This is a genomic window from Dactylosporangium sp. NPDC049742 (assembly GCF_040674675.1).
In the GTDB taxonomy this organism is placed as follows: domain Bacteria; phylum Actinomycetota; class Actinomycetes; order Mycobacteriales; family Micromonosporaceae; genus Dactylosporangium; species Dactylosporangium maewongense.
This window is the reverse complement of record NZ_JBFANF010000064.1, coordinates 1-15,405: the sequence shown is the minus strand read 5'-3', so window position 1 is coordinate 15,405 and position 15,405 is coordinate 1. Positions and strand designations below refer to the sequence as shown.

Here is a 15,405-nt window from a genome sequence, read left to right as displayed (position 1 = left end):
TTGCTCCAGAATTGTTAACGCTCTTTACAGTTAGATCTTAGCCAACTCGGCCGGCGCCTCCGCGGCGGCGGTGACCTCGGCCACCCGGCGCTCCCGGGCGGGCGCGGCGAGCAGGCTCCACGCCGCGGCGGCCAGGCCCAGCCCGAGGCAGCCCAGCCACAGCGCGGTGTTGCCGGCGAGTTCGCGGACCGCGCCGCCGAGCGTCGGCGCCAGGAACGACGCCGCCTGCCACGACAGCCCGTACGCGCCCTGGTAGCGGCCCCGCATGTCGACCGGCGACAGCCCGGCCAGCAGCGCGGCGTTGGACGGGGCGTTGAGCATCTCGCCGACGGTCCAGAGCAGCACGGTCGCGCCGTACCAGACGGGCGTGTGCGCGAGCGCGGTGAGGCCGAAGCCGACGCCCATGACCACGGCGGCGACCGGCGCGACGAGCGCCTCGCGGCGGGTGGCGAGCAGGCGGGTGACAAGCGGCTGGCCGAGCACGATGAGGACGCCGTTGAGCGCGATCACCACGCCGAACGTGCGCGGGCTCAGCCCGTCGTCGATCATCGCGATCGGCAGCATCGAGGAGTGCTGCATCAGCACCAGCGCGATCAGCAGGTTGCACAGGACGAAGCCGAGGAACACCCGGTCCCGGCCGAGCGCCGCCAGGCCGTTGCCGCCGCGGTGCCGCTGGACGGGCTCCGGTTCCGGTCTGGTCTCGCGGATTTTCAGCGCGATGAGGACCGCCGCGCCCGCCGTGGTCGCGGCGTCGGCGAGGAACAGCGTCAGGTAGCCGGCGCCCGCGGCGAACCCGGCCAGGACGGCGGCGGTGGCGAACCCGAGGTTGATGGCCCAGAAGTAGACCGAGAACGCCCGGCCGCGGTCGGCCGCCGGCACCAGGTCGGCGATCATCGCGCCGAGCGGCGGGCGGGCCCCCTCGGCGGCCATGCCCAGCGCGAGCGCGCCCAGCATGATCGCGACGCGGTGGTGTGCCAGGCCCAGGCAGACCATCAGTACCGACGCCGAACCCATCGCGAGGAGCACCGTCGGCCGCCGGCCCCAGCGGTCGGTCAGGTGCCCGGCGGCGGTGACACCGACCGCGCCGCCCAGCCCGTACAGGCCGAGGACGAGCCCGGCGGTCGACTCGCTGAAGCCTCGCTCGGTCGTCAGGTAGATCGTCAGGAAGATGCCGACGAACCCGCCGGCGCGGTTGATCAGGGTGGCGGTCCAGACGACCCAGAACTGGGACGGTAACCGTTTTTGTAAGCTGCGCGGCACGCCCGCATCCTTACATTGGAGGTCCGGTGCTGTCGAAGTGATTCAGTGCGGGAAGATTGCGGCATGAGTGAAGTCGGGACACTGGTGCTCTTGCGGCACGGTGAGAGCGAGTGGAACGCGAAGAACCTGTTCACCGGCTGGGTCGACGTGGACCTCAGCGCCCAAGGAGAGGCCGAGGCCCGCAGGGGCGGCGAGCTGCTCCGTGAGTCCGGTCTGCTGCCGGATGTGGTGCACACGTCAGTGCTGCGCCGTGCCATCCGCACCAGCGAGATCGCCCTGCACGCCGCCGACCGGCACTGGATCCCGGTCCAGCGCAGCTGGCGGCTCAACGAGCGGCACTACGGTGCCCTGCAGGGCAAGAACAAGAAGCAGACGCTCGAGGAGTTCGGCGAGGAGCAGTTCATGCTCTGGCGCCGTTCCTACGACGTGCCGCCGCCGCCGATCGCCGACGACGACGAGTGGTCGCAGGCCTCCGACCCGCGCTACGCGAACCTGACGCCGGACATCCGTCCGAGCACCGAGTGCCTCAAGGACGTCGTGCAGCGCATGCTGCCGTACTGGTACGACCAGATCGTGCCGCAGCTGCTGGCCGGCCGCACCGTGCTGGTGGCGGCGCACGGCAACTCACTGCGCGCCCTGGTGAAGCACCTCGACGGCATCTCCGACGAGGCGATCGCCAAGCTCAACATCCCGACCGGCATCCCGCTGCGCTACGACCTCGACGCCGCGCTGCGGCCGGTCACCGCGGGCGGCACCTACCTGGACCCGGAGGCGGCCAAGGAGGCCGCGGCCGCGGTCGCCAACCAGGGCCGGTAACCGCTCAGATACAGAAAGAGGGGGCCGCTTCCGCGGCCCCCTCTTCCCGTGGGTCTCAGGCTTGCGTGGAGTCGAACGACTCGCCCGTGACGAGGAACACGACGTGGCGGCCGGCGTTGACGGCGTGGTCGGCGTAGCGCTCGTAGAAGCGGCCCAGCAGCGCGGTGTCGACCGCGGCCTGCGTGCTCTCGGTCCACTTCGGGCCGAACATCGTCTCGAACAGGCTGGTGTGCAGCCGGTCCATCTCGTCGTCGTCGCGGTCCAGCTGGCCCGCGGCGACCACGTCGAGGTTGGAGATCGCGCGGGAGATCTTGCCGGCGATCCGGTCGGCGACCGTGCCCATCTCCTCGAACGTCGCGATCAGCGGCTCCGGCACCGCCACCTCGGGCAGCCGGCGCAGGGCGGTCTTCGCGACGTGGTCGGCGAGGTCGCCCATGCGCTCGAGGTCCGCCGCGAGGTGCAGCGCGGTCAGCACGACCCGCAGGTCGGAGGCGACCGGCGCCTGGCGGGCGCAGAGGTCGTAGACCTTGTCCTCGACGAGCCGGTAGAGGGCGTTGACCTCCGCGTCGCGGGCCACGACCTCCTCGGCGTCGGTCTGGTCGGCGGTGAGCAGCGCCTTCGTGGCACGGATCATCGCGCTGCGGACGGCGTCCGCCATCGAAACCAGTAGACGGTTGACCTGCAGCAGGTCGGCACGGTATTCGTCGCGCATGGTTCTCCTATCGTGGTGTCCCTCACGGTAGGTCCCGCACCGGCGCATCCGGTGAACTTCATCCCGCGCGAGGGTGAACACTGGGTGATGTGAGCCCGTTTCGTGCCCTGGACCACCGTCCGTCGGGTAAGCGACCTCCTACCATCGGGTCGTGGATTGGAAGTTCCGCCAGTCGAAGGCCGACAGCGCGGCGATGGGCTCGGCCATGACCGAGATCCTCGACGCCCTCCTGGTCGGTGTCGTCGTGCTCGACGACACCGACCGGCCTGTGCTGGTCAATGCGGCTGCCCGCGAGATGGGCCTGGTCCGGCAGCGCCAGGGCGCGGCGGAAGAGGCGCACACCATCGTGCGCAGCCTCGCCACCCAGGTCCGGCGCAACGGGGTGACCCGCGTCGTCGAGCTCGACCTGCCCCGCCTCACCCACGGCGACCCGCTCGGCGTCAACGTGCGGGCGGTGGCGCTGGACGGCGGCCGGGTCGCGATCGAGGCGACCGACGTCACCGAGGCGCACCGGGTCGCCCGGGTCCGGCGCGACTTCGTCGCCAATGTCAGTCACGAGCTCAAGACCCCGGTCGGCGCCCTGCAGCTGCTCGCCGAGGCGCTGCTGGACGCCACCGACAAGGACCCGGCGGCCGCGATCCGGTTCGCGGAGCGGATCAAGCACGAGTCGGCCCGCCTCGGCCGGCTCGTCTCCGAGCTGCTGGAGCTGTCGCGCCTGCAGGGCGCCGAGCCCCTGCCGGAGCCGGAGCCCGTCGAGGTTGACAAGATCATTGCCGAGGTGCTGGACCGGACGAAGACGCCCGGCTCCGCGAAGCACATCGAGGTCGCGTCGCGGGGCACCCGCGGGCTGACCGTCTACGGCAACGAGAACCAGCTCGTCACCGCGGTGGTGAACCTGGTGGAGAACGCGATCGCCTACTCCCCGGAGAACACCACGGTCAGCCTGGCGACCCGGGTCCTGACGGACGCCGACGCCAGCTACGTCGAGATCGCGGTCGAGGACCAGGGCATCGGCATCGAGCCGCGTGACATCGACCGGATCTTCGAGCGGTTCTTCCGGGCCGACCGGGCCCGCTCCCGCGCGACCGGTGGCACCGGCCTCGGCCTGGCGATCGTCAAGCACATCGCGACCAACCACGGCGGCCGGGTCGACGTGGTCAGCACGGTCGGAGTTGGCTCGACGTTCACCTTGCGGCTCCCCGCGCGTCCGACAGATGCCGCGCTGGCGCTACCGCTGTCCGTTGAGATCGGAGGCACCCCATGATTGTGACCCAATCGCAACATCAGACCCGCGGTTCGCAGCGCAGTGCGGCTCCCCGGCAACTACGAAAGGACAGCACGTTGGCGCGCGTACTCGTGGTCGAGGACGAAGAGTCCATTTCGGACCCGTTGTCGTACATGCTCCGCAGGGAAGGTTTCGAGGTCTCCATCGCGGCGACCGGCACCGAGGCCCTCACCGAGTTCGACCGCACCGGGGCGGACATCGTCCTGCTCGACCTGATGCTGCCGGAGATGTCGGGCACCGAGGTCTGCCGCCAGATGCGGACCAAGTCCAACGTGCCGATCATCATGATCACGGCGCGGGACAGTGAGATCGACAAGGTGGTCGGCCTGGAGATCGGCGCCGACGACTACGTCACGAAGCCGTACTCGCCCCGCGAGCTGGTCGCCCGCATCCGCGCCGTGCTGCGCCGGCAGGTCGACACGGTCGGCGAGCTGGCCCCGCCGACGCTGTCCGCGGGCCCGGTCCGCATGGACGTCGACCGGCACGTCGTCACCGTCGCCGGCGACGCGGTCCAGCTGCCGCTGAAGGAGTTCGAGCTGCTCGAGCTGCTGCTGCGCAACGCCGGCCGGGTGCTCACCCGCGGCCAGCTGATCGACCGGGTCTGGGGCGCCGACTACGTCGGCGACACGAAGACGCTCGACGTGCACGTCAAGCGGCTGCGCTCGAAGATCGAGCCGGAGCCGTCGGCGCCGCGCTTCATCGTCACCGTGCGCGGCCTCGGCTACAAGTTCGAGCCGTAGGAAGCCGCCGGGCCCCGGCTCACCCGGCGTTCGCGACGGACTCGCGGGCCCGGCGGCGCTCCTCCATCTCGCGGCGCAGGACGTAGCCGCGGATCGCCCGTCCCATGTGCTCGGACGTCTCGTACGTGATGATGACGTCGAACGCGTCGTTCTCCGGGTCGCGGCGGACGAAGAGCACCGTGCCGCGGATCGCGATCGTCTCGTCGTCGAGCGCGATCCGCAGGTCGACCCGGTCGTCGCGCTCGAAGCGGTCCTCGTGCAGGCGGCACCGCACGCCGCCCTCGGACAGGTCGATGACCCGCCCGCGGAACACGGTGCCGTCCTTGCCGACCTCGACGTTCTCGCCGCCCCCGCCGCGCACGTAGTTGCGCCGGGTCTGCAGCCGCACCGCGCTGACGGCCTCCAGGCTCCAGCGCGGCGGCTGCTCCTTGCTCAGCTCGACCAGCCGGACGTCGACGGCCTGCCGCCGGTCGCCCGCCACCCACGCCAGTTCGACGGAGGTGCCGAGCTTCGGCATGTCGGCGCCGTTGACGCCGAACGGCGCGGCGACGGTCAGCCGCTTGCCGGTCATGTCCTCGACGCGGGACTGATAGGCCTCGCCGTCCATCAGCACCACGTCGACCAGAGCGTTGATCGCGGGCAGGGTCACGACTACACGTTCGGCCGATCGGCCGCCGACTTGAGTGCCGGGGTGCTACGAGTCCAGTGCCTCGCGCCACTCGTACGGCTTCGCGAAGTGACCGGGGGCGCAGACCAGCTCCGACGTCTTGCGCTTCTCGCGGGCCGGGCTGCCCGCGACCACGGTGTCCGGGGCCACGTCCCGGGTCACCACCGACCCGGCGCCGACCAGCGCCCGGGCCCCGATCCGGACACCGGGCAGGATCGTCGCGTTGCCGCCGATCGAGGCGTCGTCCTCGACCGTGGCCCCGCCGACGCACTCGTCGTAGCGCGGGCACGGCGGGTGCGGGTCGTCGGTGAAGACCACGCCCGGGCCGAGGAACACCCGGCGGCCGAGCGTCACGTTCTCCAGGAAGCAGTGCGAGTGGACCCGGCTGCCGTCGCCGATCCGGTTGCCCGGCTCCAGCACCGCGTTGGTGCCCACCGAGCAGCCGTCGCCGATGACGTTGTTCTCCCGGATCATCGCGCCGTGCCCGGACTGGAACCGGGCCCCGATCCGCGCCCCGGCGTAGATCACCGTCCCGGACCTGATCCGGCTCCCCGGCCCGATGATCGTCGGCAGTTCGCCGGGCGCCGCGCCGCGCGGCGGCACCCCGATCCGCGCACCTGGCTCCACCACGGTGCCCTCACCCAGCTCAACCCCGGGGAAGATCTCTTCGGTCACCGGATGAACCTATTGCACCGCGGGCCGGTTCGGCCGTCGGGTTCGGGCGTTGTCACACACCGGACACCCCGCGACCCGTAGCGTTTCCAGGGGTGCGCAGCTTCAACTCCGGCCCCGCCGGGACGCTCATGATGCTGGTCGGCGTGATCCTCGCGATCAGCTCGACCTGGACCGCCATCGCCCGCACTGGCTGGGCCGAGGCTCTTCCCAGCATCCTCATCGGGCTGTCCATGACCGCTGTGGGCTACTCCCTCTTCGCGAGGTCCCGCCGCATCCGCTCGCAGTCCAACTCCGACGACGACTGAACCCCGGCCGCTGGTCCTGGCTATTGGCTGAAGTCAGGACTTGCGGGTCGGCAGCAGGGTCAGGGCGACCGTCGTCGCCGGGTGAGGGGCGACCATGCCCTGCCGGGCGCGCTCCGCGCACAGCTCGGCGAGCTTCGCGTAGGCGGCGCGGCCGATGAGGGCGACGAGCTCCGCCTCGTACTCCTGGTAGAGCCGCTTCGCGCCGACGTGCGCCTCGGGGGAGGACGTGCACCACCAGTGCAGGTCGTGGCCGCCCTCGCCCCAGCCGCGGCGGTCGAACTCGCCGAGGGTGGAGACGAGGACCTTGGTACCGTCGGGGCGCTTGCGCCAGTCCTGGTCCCGCCGTACGGGCAGCTGCCAGCACACGTCGGGCTTGTACTCCAGCGGGTGCACGCCGTCGCGGAGGGCCTGGCCGTGCAGGGCGCAGCCGCCACCGCCGGCGAAGTCGGTGTCGTTCTGGAAGACGCAGCCGGCGCCGGGGCGGGTCGCGGTGCGCAGGGCCTTCGACTCGCCGTCGATGGTGTCCCATTCGGTGTAGTTCTTGAAGCCGCGGCGGTAGTGCTGCCAGTGCTCCGGGGTGAGGCGCTTCGCGGCGGCGCGGACCCGCTTCTCGTCGTCGTCGTCGGTGAAGAACGCGCCGTGCGAGCAGCAGCCCTCCTCGGCCTTGCCCTCGATGATGCCGTGGCAGCCCTGCCCGTAGACGCAGGTCCAGTTCGACAGCAGCCAGGTGAGGTCGGCGCGCACGAGGTGGTCGGCGTCCGCGGGGTCGGTGAACTCCAGGAACTCCCGCGGGAAGTCGAGATCGACCTCAAGGTCGCGCGGCGTCTCTGGCTCGCCGGTGCCGTCGACCGCGACGTGAATCTCCATTTGGTGAAGGGTACGCGTCCCCGTCGCGGCATTACGGTGAAGGGATGCGGCTCGGTGTGCTGGATGTCGGCTCGAACACGGTCCACCTGCTGGTGGTCGACGCGCACCATGGCGCCCATCCGTGGCCCGCGCACTCGCAGAAGGCGGAGCTGCGGCTCGCCGAGAAGATCGGGACCAACGGGGAGCTGACCAAGGCCGGCGCCGACAGCCTGGTGGCGGCGTGCGCCGAGGCCCGCGACGCGGCGTCCGCCCTGGAGACCGACGACCTTCTGGCGTTCGCGACGTCGGCGGTACGGGACGCGAAGAACTCCGCGCGGGTCCTGCGGCGGGTCCGCGAGGAGACGGGCGTCGACCTGCAGGTCCTGTCCGGTGAGGCCGAGGCGATCATGACCTTCCTGGCGGTGCGCCGCTGGTTCGGCTGGTCGGCGGGGCGGCTGCTGGTCATGGACATCGGCGGCGGCTCGCTGGAGCTGGCGACCGGCATCGACGAGGAGCCCGACGTGGCGCTGTCCGTGCCGCTCGGCGCCGGTCGGCTGACCCGCGAGCGCCTCGACGGCGACCCGCCGGCCAGGGCCTCCGTCGAGGCGCTGTGCGAATACGCCGAGGCCGAGATCGCCAGGCCGGCGAAGCGGCTGATGGAGGCCGGCTGGGACCGGCCGGTGGCGACCTCGAAGACGTTCCGGACCCTGGCCCGCCTGGCCGGCGCCGCGCCGTCGTCCGCGGGGCCGCGGGCGCCGCGGAAGCTGACCAGGGTGGGGCTGCACCAGGTGCTGTCGTTCATCCGGCGGATGCCGTCGGCGGCCCTGGCCGAGATCGACGGGGTCAGCCCGGGCCGCGCCCACCAGATCCTCGCCGGGGCGGTCGTCGCCGAGGTCACCATGCGCACCCTCGGGATCGACGAGGTCGAGATCTGTCCCTGGGCGCTGCGCGAAGGGGTGATTCTTCGCCGGCTGGAAGTGCTGGAGTCGAGTTGATCGACGGGAGACGTTACCCGGCTGGGGCTAGCCTGGGGGAGTGAGTCGTCGAGTGCCGGTGCTGCTGTCCACGTCGTCCGTCTTCCCCGAGCCGACCGCGGCCGGGTTCGAGATGGCGGCCGCCGTCGGGTATGACGGCGTCGAGGTGATGGTCTGGTCCGACGCGGTGAGCCAGGACGCGGGCGCGCTCGCGGGCCTGTCGAAGCACTACGGCGTGCCGGTCGGCTCGGTGCACGCGCCGTGCCTGATGGTGACCCAGCGGGTGTGGAGCCCCGACCCGTGGGAGCGGCTGCGGCGGGCCGCGGTGCTCGCCGACACGCTCGGCGCCCCGGTCGTGGTGGTGCACCCGCCGTTCGCCTGGCAGCGCGACTACGCGCGGACCTTCAGCAGCGGCCTGGCCAAGCTCGGCAAGTCGTTCCCCGGCATCCGGTTCGCGGTGGAGAACATGTTCCCGCTGCGGGGCGTCGGGCGGGAGTTCGTCCCGTACGCGCCGGGCTGGGATCCGACGATCACCGGCTTCGACGCGTACACCCTCGACCTCTCGCACTGCGCGGCCTCCCGGACCGACGCGATCGGGCTCGCCGACACGATGGCCGCCGGGCTGGCCCACGTGCACCTCGGCGACGGCACCGGCAAGGGCCGCGACGAGCACCTGGTGCCCGGCCGGGGCACCCAGCCGTGCGCGCAGCTGCTGGGGTCGCTGGAGCGGCGCGGGTTCACCGGGTCGGTCGCGGTCGAGGTCGGCACCCGCAAGGCGAGCAGCCGCGCCGAACGCGAGGCGGACCTGGCGGAGTCCCTGCATTTCGCCCGCAGGCACCTGGCCACCACCCCGACCGCCGAACCGAGCAAGGTGTAACAAGCCCGACCGCCCACGCCCCGTCCCCCCGGATAAGTCCGGCGCAAGCGCCAGACTTATCCGACTTTTCGTATTTTTCCGGCTTGAGGCTGTCAGGCGCGCCGCTGAGGCCACTCGGGCAGGCGCCGGCCGGCCGCCTCGGTTAAGTCCGGCGCAAGCACCGGACTTAACCGACATTTCGTATTCGTCCGGCCGGGGATTGGCAACCGGCGGCTGAGGGATCTGGCCGGGCGCCGGTCGATGGGCTGGGCGGGCGCAAGCCGAGGAAGTTGGGCGGGCGTCGGTCAAGAGGTTGGGTAGGTGCAGGCCGAGGACTGGCGCTCCCAGGTTGAGGGGTTGGTTGGGCTCGGTGGGCGCTGGCCGAGGGATCTGGGTGAGGGGTGAGCGGGTTGGGGACTCTGGCCGTGAGGTTGGGCCGGTGCGGGCCGCGGGTCGGGTGCTCTCAGGTCGTGGGTTGGGGTGGGTGCGAGGTCGAGGTGGTCGGGTGAGGGGTGAGCGGGTTGGGAGGCGCTGGCCGTGAGGTTGGGCTGGTGCGGGCCGTGTGTTGGGTGCTCTCAGGTCGGGGGGTTGAGCGGGTCGGGGGCACTGGCCGCTGGCGCGGACGGAGGGCTGGCGCTCCCAGGTTGAGGGGTTGGGTGGGCGCTGGCCGGGGGTGTGGGTGAGGGATGGGCGGGTCGGGGACTCTGGCCGAGAGGTTGGGCCGGTGCGGGCCGCGGGTCGGGTGCTCTCAGGTCGTGGGTTGGGGTGGGTGCGAGGTCGAGGTGGTCGGGTGAGGGGGGAGCGGGTTGGGAGGCGCTGGCCGTGAGGTTGGGCTGGTGCGGGCCGTGTGTTGGGCGCTCCCAGGTCGGGGGGTCGAGCGGGTCAGGGGCACTGGCCGCTGGCGCGGGCCGCGGGTTGGGTGCTCCCAGGTCGAGGGGTCGAGCGGGTGGGGGCGCGGGCCGCGAGGTGGGCGCTCCTGGGTCGAGGGGTTGGGCAGGGCTGAGTCGACGAGGCAGGAAAAAGCCCGGCACGCTGATGCGCGCCGGGCCGTGAAGTCGCCGGTCAGAGCTTGCGGACGGATTCGGCCTGAGGGCCCTTCGGACCCTGCTTGATCTCGAACTCGACGCGCTGGTTCTCGTCGAGGCTGCGGTAGCCGTCCTCGGCGATGGCGGAGAAGTGGACGAAGACGTCGTTGCCGCCGTCGACACTGATGAAGCCGAAGCCCTTTTCAGCGTTGAACCACTTCACGGTTCCCTGTGCCATGGTGCTGTTTCTCCTTCGTAGGGCGTCGTGATCCGGTGCGGGACCCCGGTGTCGAGCGCCGCGAACTGGTGCCACGACCCAACATCGCCCTACCCGCATGTCCGACTTTACCCGTTAAATCGGATTGGTCGGGCACGCGGTAAAGCGAACCACAACACGCAAGATATGCCGAAGTCGGCGGCGTGTGTGGCCGTTTCGAGCAGTTACGCGGTCACGACCGCCCGATCGGCCTCGCCCACCCCGACCTGCGACGGTGCGAGTGTGGCGCCCGTTTCGGCGGCACGCTTGCGGGCCCGGTGTGCCGCGACGTGCGACCTGGTCGCGCACCGCTCCGAGCAGAACCGCCGGCAGCAGTTGGACGACGTGTCCAGGTAGACGTTGCCGCAGCGCTCGTCCGCGCAGACGCCGAACCTGGAGCTGCCGTGCTCGCACAGCCACACCGCCAGGCCCCACGCCGCACCGGCGAGCAGCTCCGAGCTGACCGAGGACCCGCGACCGGTGACGTGCATATGCCAGTCGTGGGTGTCGTGACCGGAGATGCGCGGCTGCATGGGATAAGCCTCCAGCAGCGCGTTGAGCTCGGCGACCGCCGCGACGTCCCGGCCGGACGAACCGTGCTCGAACACCTCCCGCAGCCGCTTCCGGGCACGCCGGAACGCGATCAGGTCGCGCTCCGTCGCCTCGGCGGTCTGCCAACTGTCCTCGCCGAACAGGGCGGCGAGATCCTGCATGCTTTCGAGCGGCGCGTTGACGATGTCGACGGCGGTCCGCGCATACGCGTCGAAGTCCACCCGACCAAGGTAGTCAAGAAATGCCACACTGGCGACCAGGCGTCACCGGAGTCGGGCGGTTCTGTCTACGCTCGGCACATGCTCAGATCGGTCATCCTCGCCGCCGCCCGCTCACATCGGGTCGAGCGGATCGTTGAAACCGCCCCGGTCAGCCGGAGCATCGTGCGCCGGTTCATCGCGGGAGAGCACGTAGAGGACGCGTTACAACGCACCCACGAGCTCGTCGCTGCCGGACTTGCCGTCACCATCGACCACCTGGGGGAGGACACCACCAATCCCCAGCAGGCCGAGGCGACCCGAGAGGAATACCTGAAGCTGCTCGACGCCCTGCACGCCGCCGAGCTGACCCCCGCCGCCGAGGTGAGCCTGAAGCTCTCCGCCCTCGGCCAGGTCTTCGACGAGAAGGTCGCCTACGAGCACGCCCGCGCGATCTGCGCCAAGGCGAGCGAGGCCGGCACCACCGTCACCCTCGACGCCGAGGACCACACCACCACCGACTCGACCCTGGAGGTCCTCGGCCGGCTGCGGGCCGAGTTCCCCACCACCGGGGCCGTCGTCCAGTCGTACCTGCGCCGCACCGAGGCCGACTGCCGCGAGCTCGCCGTATCCGGGTCGCGGGTCCGGCTCTGCAAGGGCGCCTACAAGGAGCCCGAGTCGGTCGCCTACCAGTCCCGGCTGGAGGTCGACAAGTCGTACGTGCGCTGCCTCAACGTCCTGATGTCCGGCACCGGCTACCCGATGATCGCCACGCACGACCCGCGACTGATCGCCATCGGCGAGGACCGGGCCAAATGGTTCGACCGCAACCCCGACGAGTTCGAGATCCAGATGTTGTACGGCGTCCGCCCCGACGAGCAGCTGCGGCTCGCCCAACTCGGGTACACCGTGCGGGTCTACCTTCCGTACGGCACGCAGTGGTATGCGTACATGATGCGGCGCCTCGCCGAACGCCCCGCCAACCTCGGCTTCCTCGCCCGGGCGGTCAGTTCGCGCGGCTAGTCCGACATCCCGGGAGGTTACGGGCTTACTCAGCATCTCGTCCGTACGGGCGACGCGGCGCCTTGACCGGGTCGCGTACGTTCCGGCAGTGATGCAGGGGGATGAAGCCGACGCGCCGCACCGCACGGGACCGGGGACCACACCGGAGCCCGCGCCGTCCGACGCGCCGGCCCGCCCGCCGCTGCCCCGCCCGCGACCGGCCGCCGAGTGGGCGCCCGAGCCGGCGGCGGCCGAGCTGATCGGCGAGCCCGTCGCCGCCCCGATGTGGGTGGCGCCGGACTCGCCGTCGCCGCAGCCGCTGGCCGAGGAGCGGCCACGGACGTCGGCGCAGCCGGTGGCGCCGTGGCCGCCGGCCGGACCGTTCCCGCCGCGGATGGGCAACACCGGCCAGCACCCGATCGTCCAGCCGCGCCCGGCCCCCAGCCTGCCGCCGGCGCAGCGCCAGCCGATGCCCGGCGAGCCCTTCCCGCCCGCGGCCCAGCACCCGACCGCCCAGTTCCCGGTCGTGCCGCCCCAGGCCGGTCAGCACCCGACCGCCCAGCACCCGCTCGTGCCCCACCAGGCGGGACCGTCGCCGGCCGGATCACACCCGAGCGGCCAGTTCCCCGTCGTGCCGCAGCCGGGAGCCCAGCGCCCGACCGGGCAGTTCCCGGTCGCGCCGCGGTCGGGCCAGCCGACCGGGCAGTTCCCCGTCGTGCCGCAGCCGGCGGTCCAGCGCCCGAGCGGCCAGTTCCCGGTCGTGCCGCGGTCGGGCCAGCCGACGGGGCAGTTCCCCGCCGTGCCGCCGCCGGGCCAGGCGCCGACGGAGCAGTTTCCGGTCGTGCCGCGGCAGGCTGGACCGTCGTCCGCCGGGGCGCATCCGAGCGGCCAGTTCCCGTTCGTACCGCAGCAGCACCGGCCGCAGGAGCACGGGCCGCACCTCGGTGTGCCGTCACAGGCCGGTCCGCAGATGTTCCCGCCGCACGCCGGTGGCTACCCCCAGGCGTACACCGGACACCCATACCAACCGGAGCCACCGCGGCGCGGGAAGCTCACCGGGCTGCGGATGGCGCTGCTCGTCGCGCTCGCGCTGGTGCTCGTCACGCCGCCCGCGGCGATCGCGTTCGAGACGGTGCGCCGGGAGCGGACCGCCGGCAGCGCGCAGAGCGTCGACCCGGCCGGGAAGAGCCCCGGCCAGGCGAACGGCCGGCCCGGCGCCAGCGGCACCCCGAAGACCTCTCCGCCCGCGTCCGTCGACGGCAAGATCAAGCAGGCGCTCACCGACCAGGGCAACGCGCTGCTCAGCGGCGACTCCGCCGGGTTCGTCGCGGCGGTCGACCCGTCCGCGGCGGTGCTGCGCGACGAGCTCACCAGGCGCTTCAACTCGCTGCGCCAGCTGCAGGTGAAGCTGTGGGAGCCGAGCGTCCTGGACAAGGTCGAGGTCGCCGGCGACAACACGGCCGACGTGATCGTCTACGTCCGGTACTGCTACGTCGTCGCCACCTGCGACCCGATGAACCTCGAGACGAAGACGAAGTGGAGCGTCACCGCCGCCGGCGTGAAGCTGCTCGAGTTCGGCACCGCCGAGGACCTCGGCCCGCGGCCGTTCGAGCGCAGCGAGCTCAGGGTCGCCGTCGGCAAGCGGGTCATCATGGCGACCACGCCGAAGTACGCCTCGCGCCTCACCACCATGCTCAACGCCGCCGAGAAGGCCGCGGAGCTGTCCGACCGCTACTCGAAGTGGACCTCGCCGCCGTCGCGGTACGTCGTCTACCTGGCCGGGCCGGATGAGTGGTCCACCTGGTACGGCATCAGGCAGGAGAGCTGGGTCGCCGGCTTCGCGCTGCCGCTGACCGCCGAGGCCACCGAGATCGTGCTCAACGCCAACCGGGTCGACGTGAAGGAGACCCTGGACGTGCTGCGGCACGAGTTCACGCACGTGGTGACCCTGTCGAAGGTGTCGCGCGCCTACGACCAGACGTGGTGGCTCGTCGAGGGCATCGCCGAGTACGTGCGGGTGCAGGGCCTCGGCGGCCGGTTCGACGACGTCTCGTCGGTGCGCAAGTACGTGCAGAGCGGCCGCTGGCAGAACGAGATCGCGATGGACGACCCGCCGGAGGGCACCACGTCCGCCGACGTCAGCGGCCGGTACGGCGTCGCGTACATGGCGGTCAACCGCATGGTCGAGCGCTTCGGCGAGGCGAAGATGCTGGAGTTCTTCGACCTGGCCGCCAGGCAGGGCGTCGCGCTGCAGGACGCCGCCCCGAAGGCCTACGGCGTGTCGTGGGACGACGTCGCCACCGACTGCGTCAAGTACGTCCGCAATCACGCCTGAAAGCCCGTGGCAGACTTACGGGCGTGAATCGCGTCCCCCCGCGTGTTCAGCTGCTCGTCGCCGTCCTGACGGTCTTCTCGCTCACCGGCGCGTCCTGCTCCGACGAGGACGACGGCATCGGGCTCGGCACCGCCGGTCGCGGTGACGTCGTCGAGGTCGTCGACGCGCCCGCCACCGTCACCGCGCGGGCCGCGGCGACGCTGACCGCGGCCGCCGACGGCACCCTCGCGGCCCTGGCCGTGCGCCCCGGCGACACCGTGACGGCGGGGCAGGTGCTGGCCGTCGTGGACTCCCCGTCGGCGCAGCAGCGGCTGCGGGGCGCCGAGGAGGCCCTCGACGCGCTCAAGGGCGCCGGTGGCGGCGGAGGGGGCGTCAAGAACCTGTCGGCGACGCAGAAGAAGACCGACGACGCGGCCGCGAAGGCGTTCGGTGAGGCGCGCAAGGCCGCGCAGGCCATCGCCGATGCCACGGTACGGGCCGGCCTCCTCGCCCAGATCGACTTCGCCGAGAAGTCGTACCAGGAGGCGGCCGCCTCGGCCCGCGCCGTCATCAGCGCCGTGCAGCGGGGCCTGGCGAGCGTGACGAAGGCGATGGCCGCCCTGACGACGGCGCAGCGCAGCCAGGCGCAGGCCGCGTACGACCTGGCGAAGTCGACCGTCGACGCGCTGACGCTGCGGGCGCCCGTCGGCGGCGTCGTCCAGCTCGGCGGCACGTCGGCCGCCGCCGCGCCGTCCATCACCGACCTGCTCGGCGCGGCGCTTCCGGCGGGTGCCGCCCCGGCCGCCGCCGGGTCCACCGCGGGCGCCGCCGTCGGCGGCGGCGCGGCGGTCGCGGTGAGGGACGGCATCAGCGAGGTCGCCGGCATCGCCGTCCGCTCCGCGTTCGAACGCCACGGCATCGGC

General features: G+C 71.9%; 15 protein-coding genes and 1 pseudogene. 9 read left to right on the top strand and 7 right to left on the bottom strand.

All coding sequences use genetic code 11. From position 1 onward, the window contains the following. Positions 1–30: 30 nt before the first annotated feature. Positions 31–1,260: an MFS transporter gene (locus tag AB0J72_RS46960; protein WP_363412196.1), complete on the bottom strand. Its 1,230-nt coding sequence runs from the start codon at positions 1,258–1,260 to the stop codon at positions 31–33. 63 nt (positions 1,261–1,323) lie between these two features. On the opposite strand from AB0J72_RS46960, the gene AB0J72_RS46955 reads away from it, so the two are divergent. Further along, a complete protein-coding gene (locus AB0J72_RS46955; RefSeq protein ID WP_344511552.1) occupies positions 1,324–2,076 on the top strand; it encodes a phosphoglyceromutase in 753 nt (250 codons plus the stop codon). Positions 2,077–2,131: 55 nt separating this feature from the next. Here the strand turns inward: AB0J72_RS46955 and phoU are convergent, their stop codons facing one another. Further along, positions 2,132–2,788 carry a phosphate signaling complex protein PhoU gene (gene phoU, locus AB0J72_RS46950; protein WP_344511554.1) on the bottom strand — a complete coding sequence of 219 codons (657 nt, stop codon included), beginning with the start codon at positions 2,786–2,788 and terminating at the stop codon, positions 2,132–2,134. 217 nt (positions 2,789–3,005) lie between these two features. On the opposite strand from phoU, the pseudogene AB0J72_RS46945 reads away from it, so the two are divergent. Together AB0J72_RS46945 and AB0J72_RS46940 are read left to right on the top strand one after the other, a co-directional pair. After that, positions 3,006–4,052, top strand: a pseudogene (locus AB0J72_RS46945) (ATP-binding protein); the annotation flags it as partial. A 77-nt stretch (positions 4,053–4,129) separates the two neighbouring features. Continuing rightward, positions 4,130–4,813 (top strand): response regulator transcription factor, encoded by a 684-nt coding sequence (locus AB0J72_RS46940; RefSeq protein WP_344511556.1) that lies wholly within the window; start codon positions 4,130–4,132, stop codon positions 4,811–4,813. Between the two features lie 19 nt (positions 4,814–4,832). On the opposite strand, the gene AB0J72_RS46935 is transcribed toward AB0J72_RS46940, so the two are convergent. Together AB0J72_RS46935 and AB0J72_RS46930 are read right to left on the bottom strand one after the other, a co-directional pair. Beyond that, positions 4,833–5,462: a PilZ domain-containing protein gene (locus AB0J72_RS46935; protein WP_363412193.1), complete on the bottom strand. Its 630-nt coding sequence runs from the start codon at positions 5,460–5,462 to the stop codon at positions 4,833–4,835. 45 nt (positions 5,463–5,507) lie between these two features. Then, positions 5,508–6,155, bottom strand: a complete 648-nt coding sequence (locus AB0J72_RS46930; RefSeq protein WP_344511560.1) for an acyltransferase — start codon at positions 6,153–6,155, stop codon at positions 5,508–5,510. A 92-nt stretch (positions 6,156–6,247) separates the two neighbouring features. Here AB0J72_RS46930 and AB0J72_RS46925 point away from each other — a divergent pair, with 92 nt between their 5' ends. After that, on the top strand, positions 6,248–6,460 hold the full coding sequence (locus AB0J72_RS46925; RefSeq protein ID WP_363412191.1) for a hypothetical protein: 213 nt from the start codon (positions 6,248–6,250) through the stop codon (positions 6,458–6,460). A gap of 33 nt (positions 6,461–6,493) precedes the next feature. Here AB0J72_RS46925 and AB0J72_RS46920 read toward each other — a convergent pair whose 3' ends face one another. After that, complete coding sequence (locus AB0J72_RS46920; RefSeq protein WP_344511563.1) at positions 6,494–7,327, bottom strand: hypothetical protein; 834 nt, start codon at positions 7,325–7,327, stop codon at positions 6,494–6,496. A gap of 44 nt (positions 7,328–7,371) precedes the next feature. Between AB0J72_RS46920 and AB0J72_RS46915 the strand changes: the two genes are divergently transcribed. Then, positions 7,372–8,301 (top strand): Ppx/GppA phosphatase family protein, encoded by a 930-nt coding sequence (locus AB0J72_RS46915; protein WP_344511565.1) that lies wholly within the window; start codon positions 7,372–7,374, stop codon positions 8,299–8,301. 40 nt (positions 8,302–8,341) lie between these two features. Next, positions 8,342–9,157: a sugar phosphate isomerase/epimerase family protein gene (locus tag AB0J72_RS46910; protein WP_363412189.1), complete on the top strand. Its 816-nt coding sequence runs from the start codon at positions 8,342–8,344 to the stop codon at positions 9,155–9,157. 1,041 nt (positions 9,158–10,198) lie between these two features. Here AB0J72_RS46910 and AB0J72_RS46905 read toward each other — a convergent pair. Further along, a complete protein-coding gene (locus AB0J72_RS46905) occupies positions 10,199–10,399 on the bottom strand; it encodes a cold-shock protein (protein ID WP_344511569.1) in 201 nt (66 codons plus the stop codon). Positions 10,400–10,602: 203 nt separating this feature from the next. Then, positions 10,603–11,190: a CGNR zinc finger domain-containing protein gene (locus tag AB0J72_RS46900; protein WP_363412186.1), complete on the bottom strand. Its 588-nt coding sequence runs from the start codon at positions 11,188–11,190 to the stop codon at positions 10,603–10,605. Positions 11,191–11,268: 78 nt separating this feature from the next. Here AB0J72_RS46900 and AB0J72_RS46895 point away from each other — a divergent pair, with 78 nt between their 5' ends. The 3 genes from AB0J72_RS46895 to AB0J72_RS46885 form a co-directional block, all read left to right on the top strand. After that, positions 11,269–12,189, top strand: coding sequence for a proline dehydrogenase family protein (locus AB0J72_RS46895; protein WP_363412184.1), 921 nt, complete (start codon positions 11,269–11,271; stop codon positions 12,187–12,189). Positions 12,190–12,280: 91 nt separating this feature from the next. Next, the gene (locus tag AB0J72_RS46890; RefSeq protein WP_363412182.1) at positions 12,281–14,503 is read left to right on the top strand and encodes a hypothetical protein; all 2,223 of its coding nucleotides are present in this window, start codon (positions 12,281–12,283) and stop codon (positions 14,501–14,503) included. Between the two features lie 23 nt (positions 14,504–14,526). Continuing rightward, positions 14,527–15,405: biotin/lipoyl-binding protein (locus AB0J72_RS46885; protein ID WP_363412180.1), on the top strand; the 879-nt coding region annotated here is incomplete at its 3' end.

Bases quoted from the DNA above. Each gene is read 5' to 3' on its own strand.
- AB0J72_RS46890 (WP_363412182.1), top strand. From the start codon at position 12,281: ATGCAGGGGGATGAAGCCGACGCGCCGCACCGCACGGGACCGGGGACC.
- AB0J72_RS46915 (WP_344511565.1), top strand. From the start codon at position 7,372: ATGCGGCTCGGTGTGCTGGATGTCGGCTCGAACACGGTCCACCTGCTG.
- AB0J72_RS46895 (WP_363412184.1), top strand. From the start codon at position 11,269: ATGCTCAGATCGGTCATCCTCGCCGCCGCCCGCTCACATCGGGTCGAG.
- AB0J72_RS46955 (WP_344511552.1), top strand. From the start codon at position 1,324: ATGAGTGAAGTCGGGACACTGGTGCTCTTGCGGCACGGTGAGAGCGAG.
- AB0J72_RS46920 (WP_344511563.1), bottom strand. From the start codon at position 7,327: ATGGAGATTCACGTCGCGGTCGACGGCACCGGCGAGCCAGAGACGCCG.
- AB0J72_RS46905 (WP_344511569.1), bottom strand. From the start codon at position 10,399: ATGGCACAGGGAACCGTGAAGTGGTTCAACGCTGAAAAGGGCTTCGGC.
- phoU (WP_344511554.1), bottom strand. From the start codon at position 2,788: ATGCGCGACGAATACCGTGCCGACCTGCTGCAGGTCAACCGTCTACTG.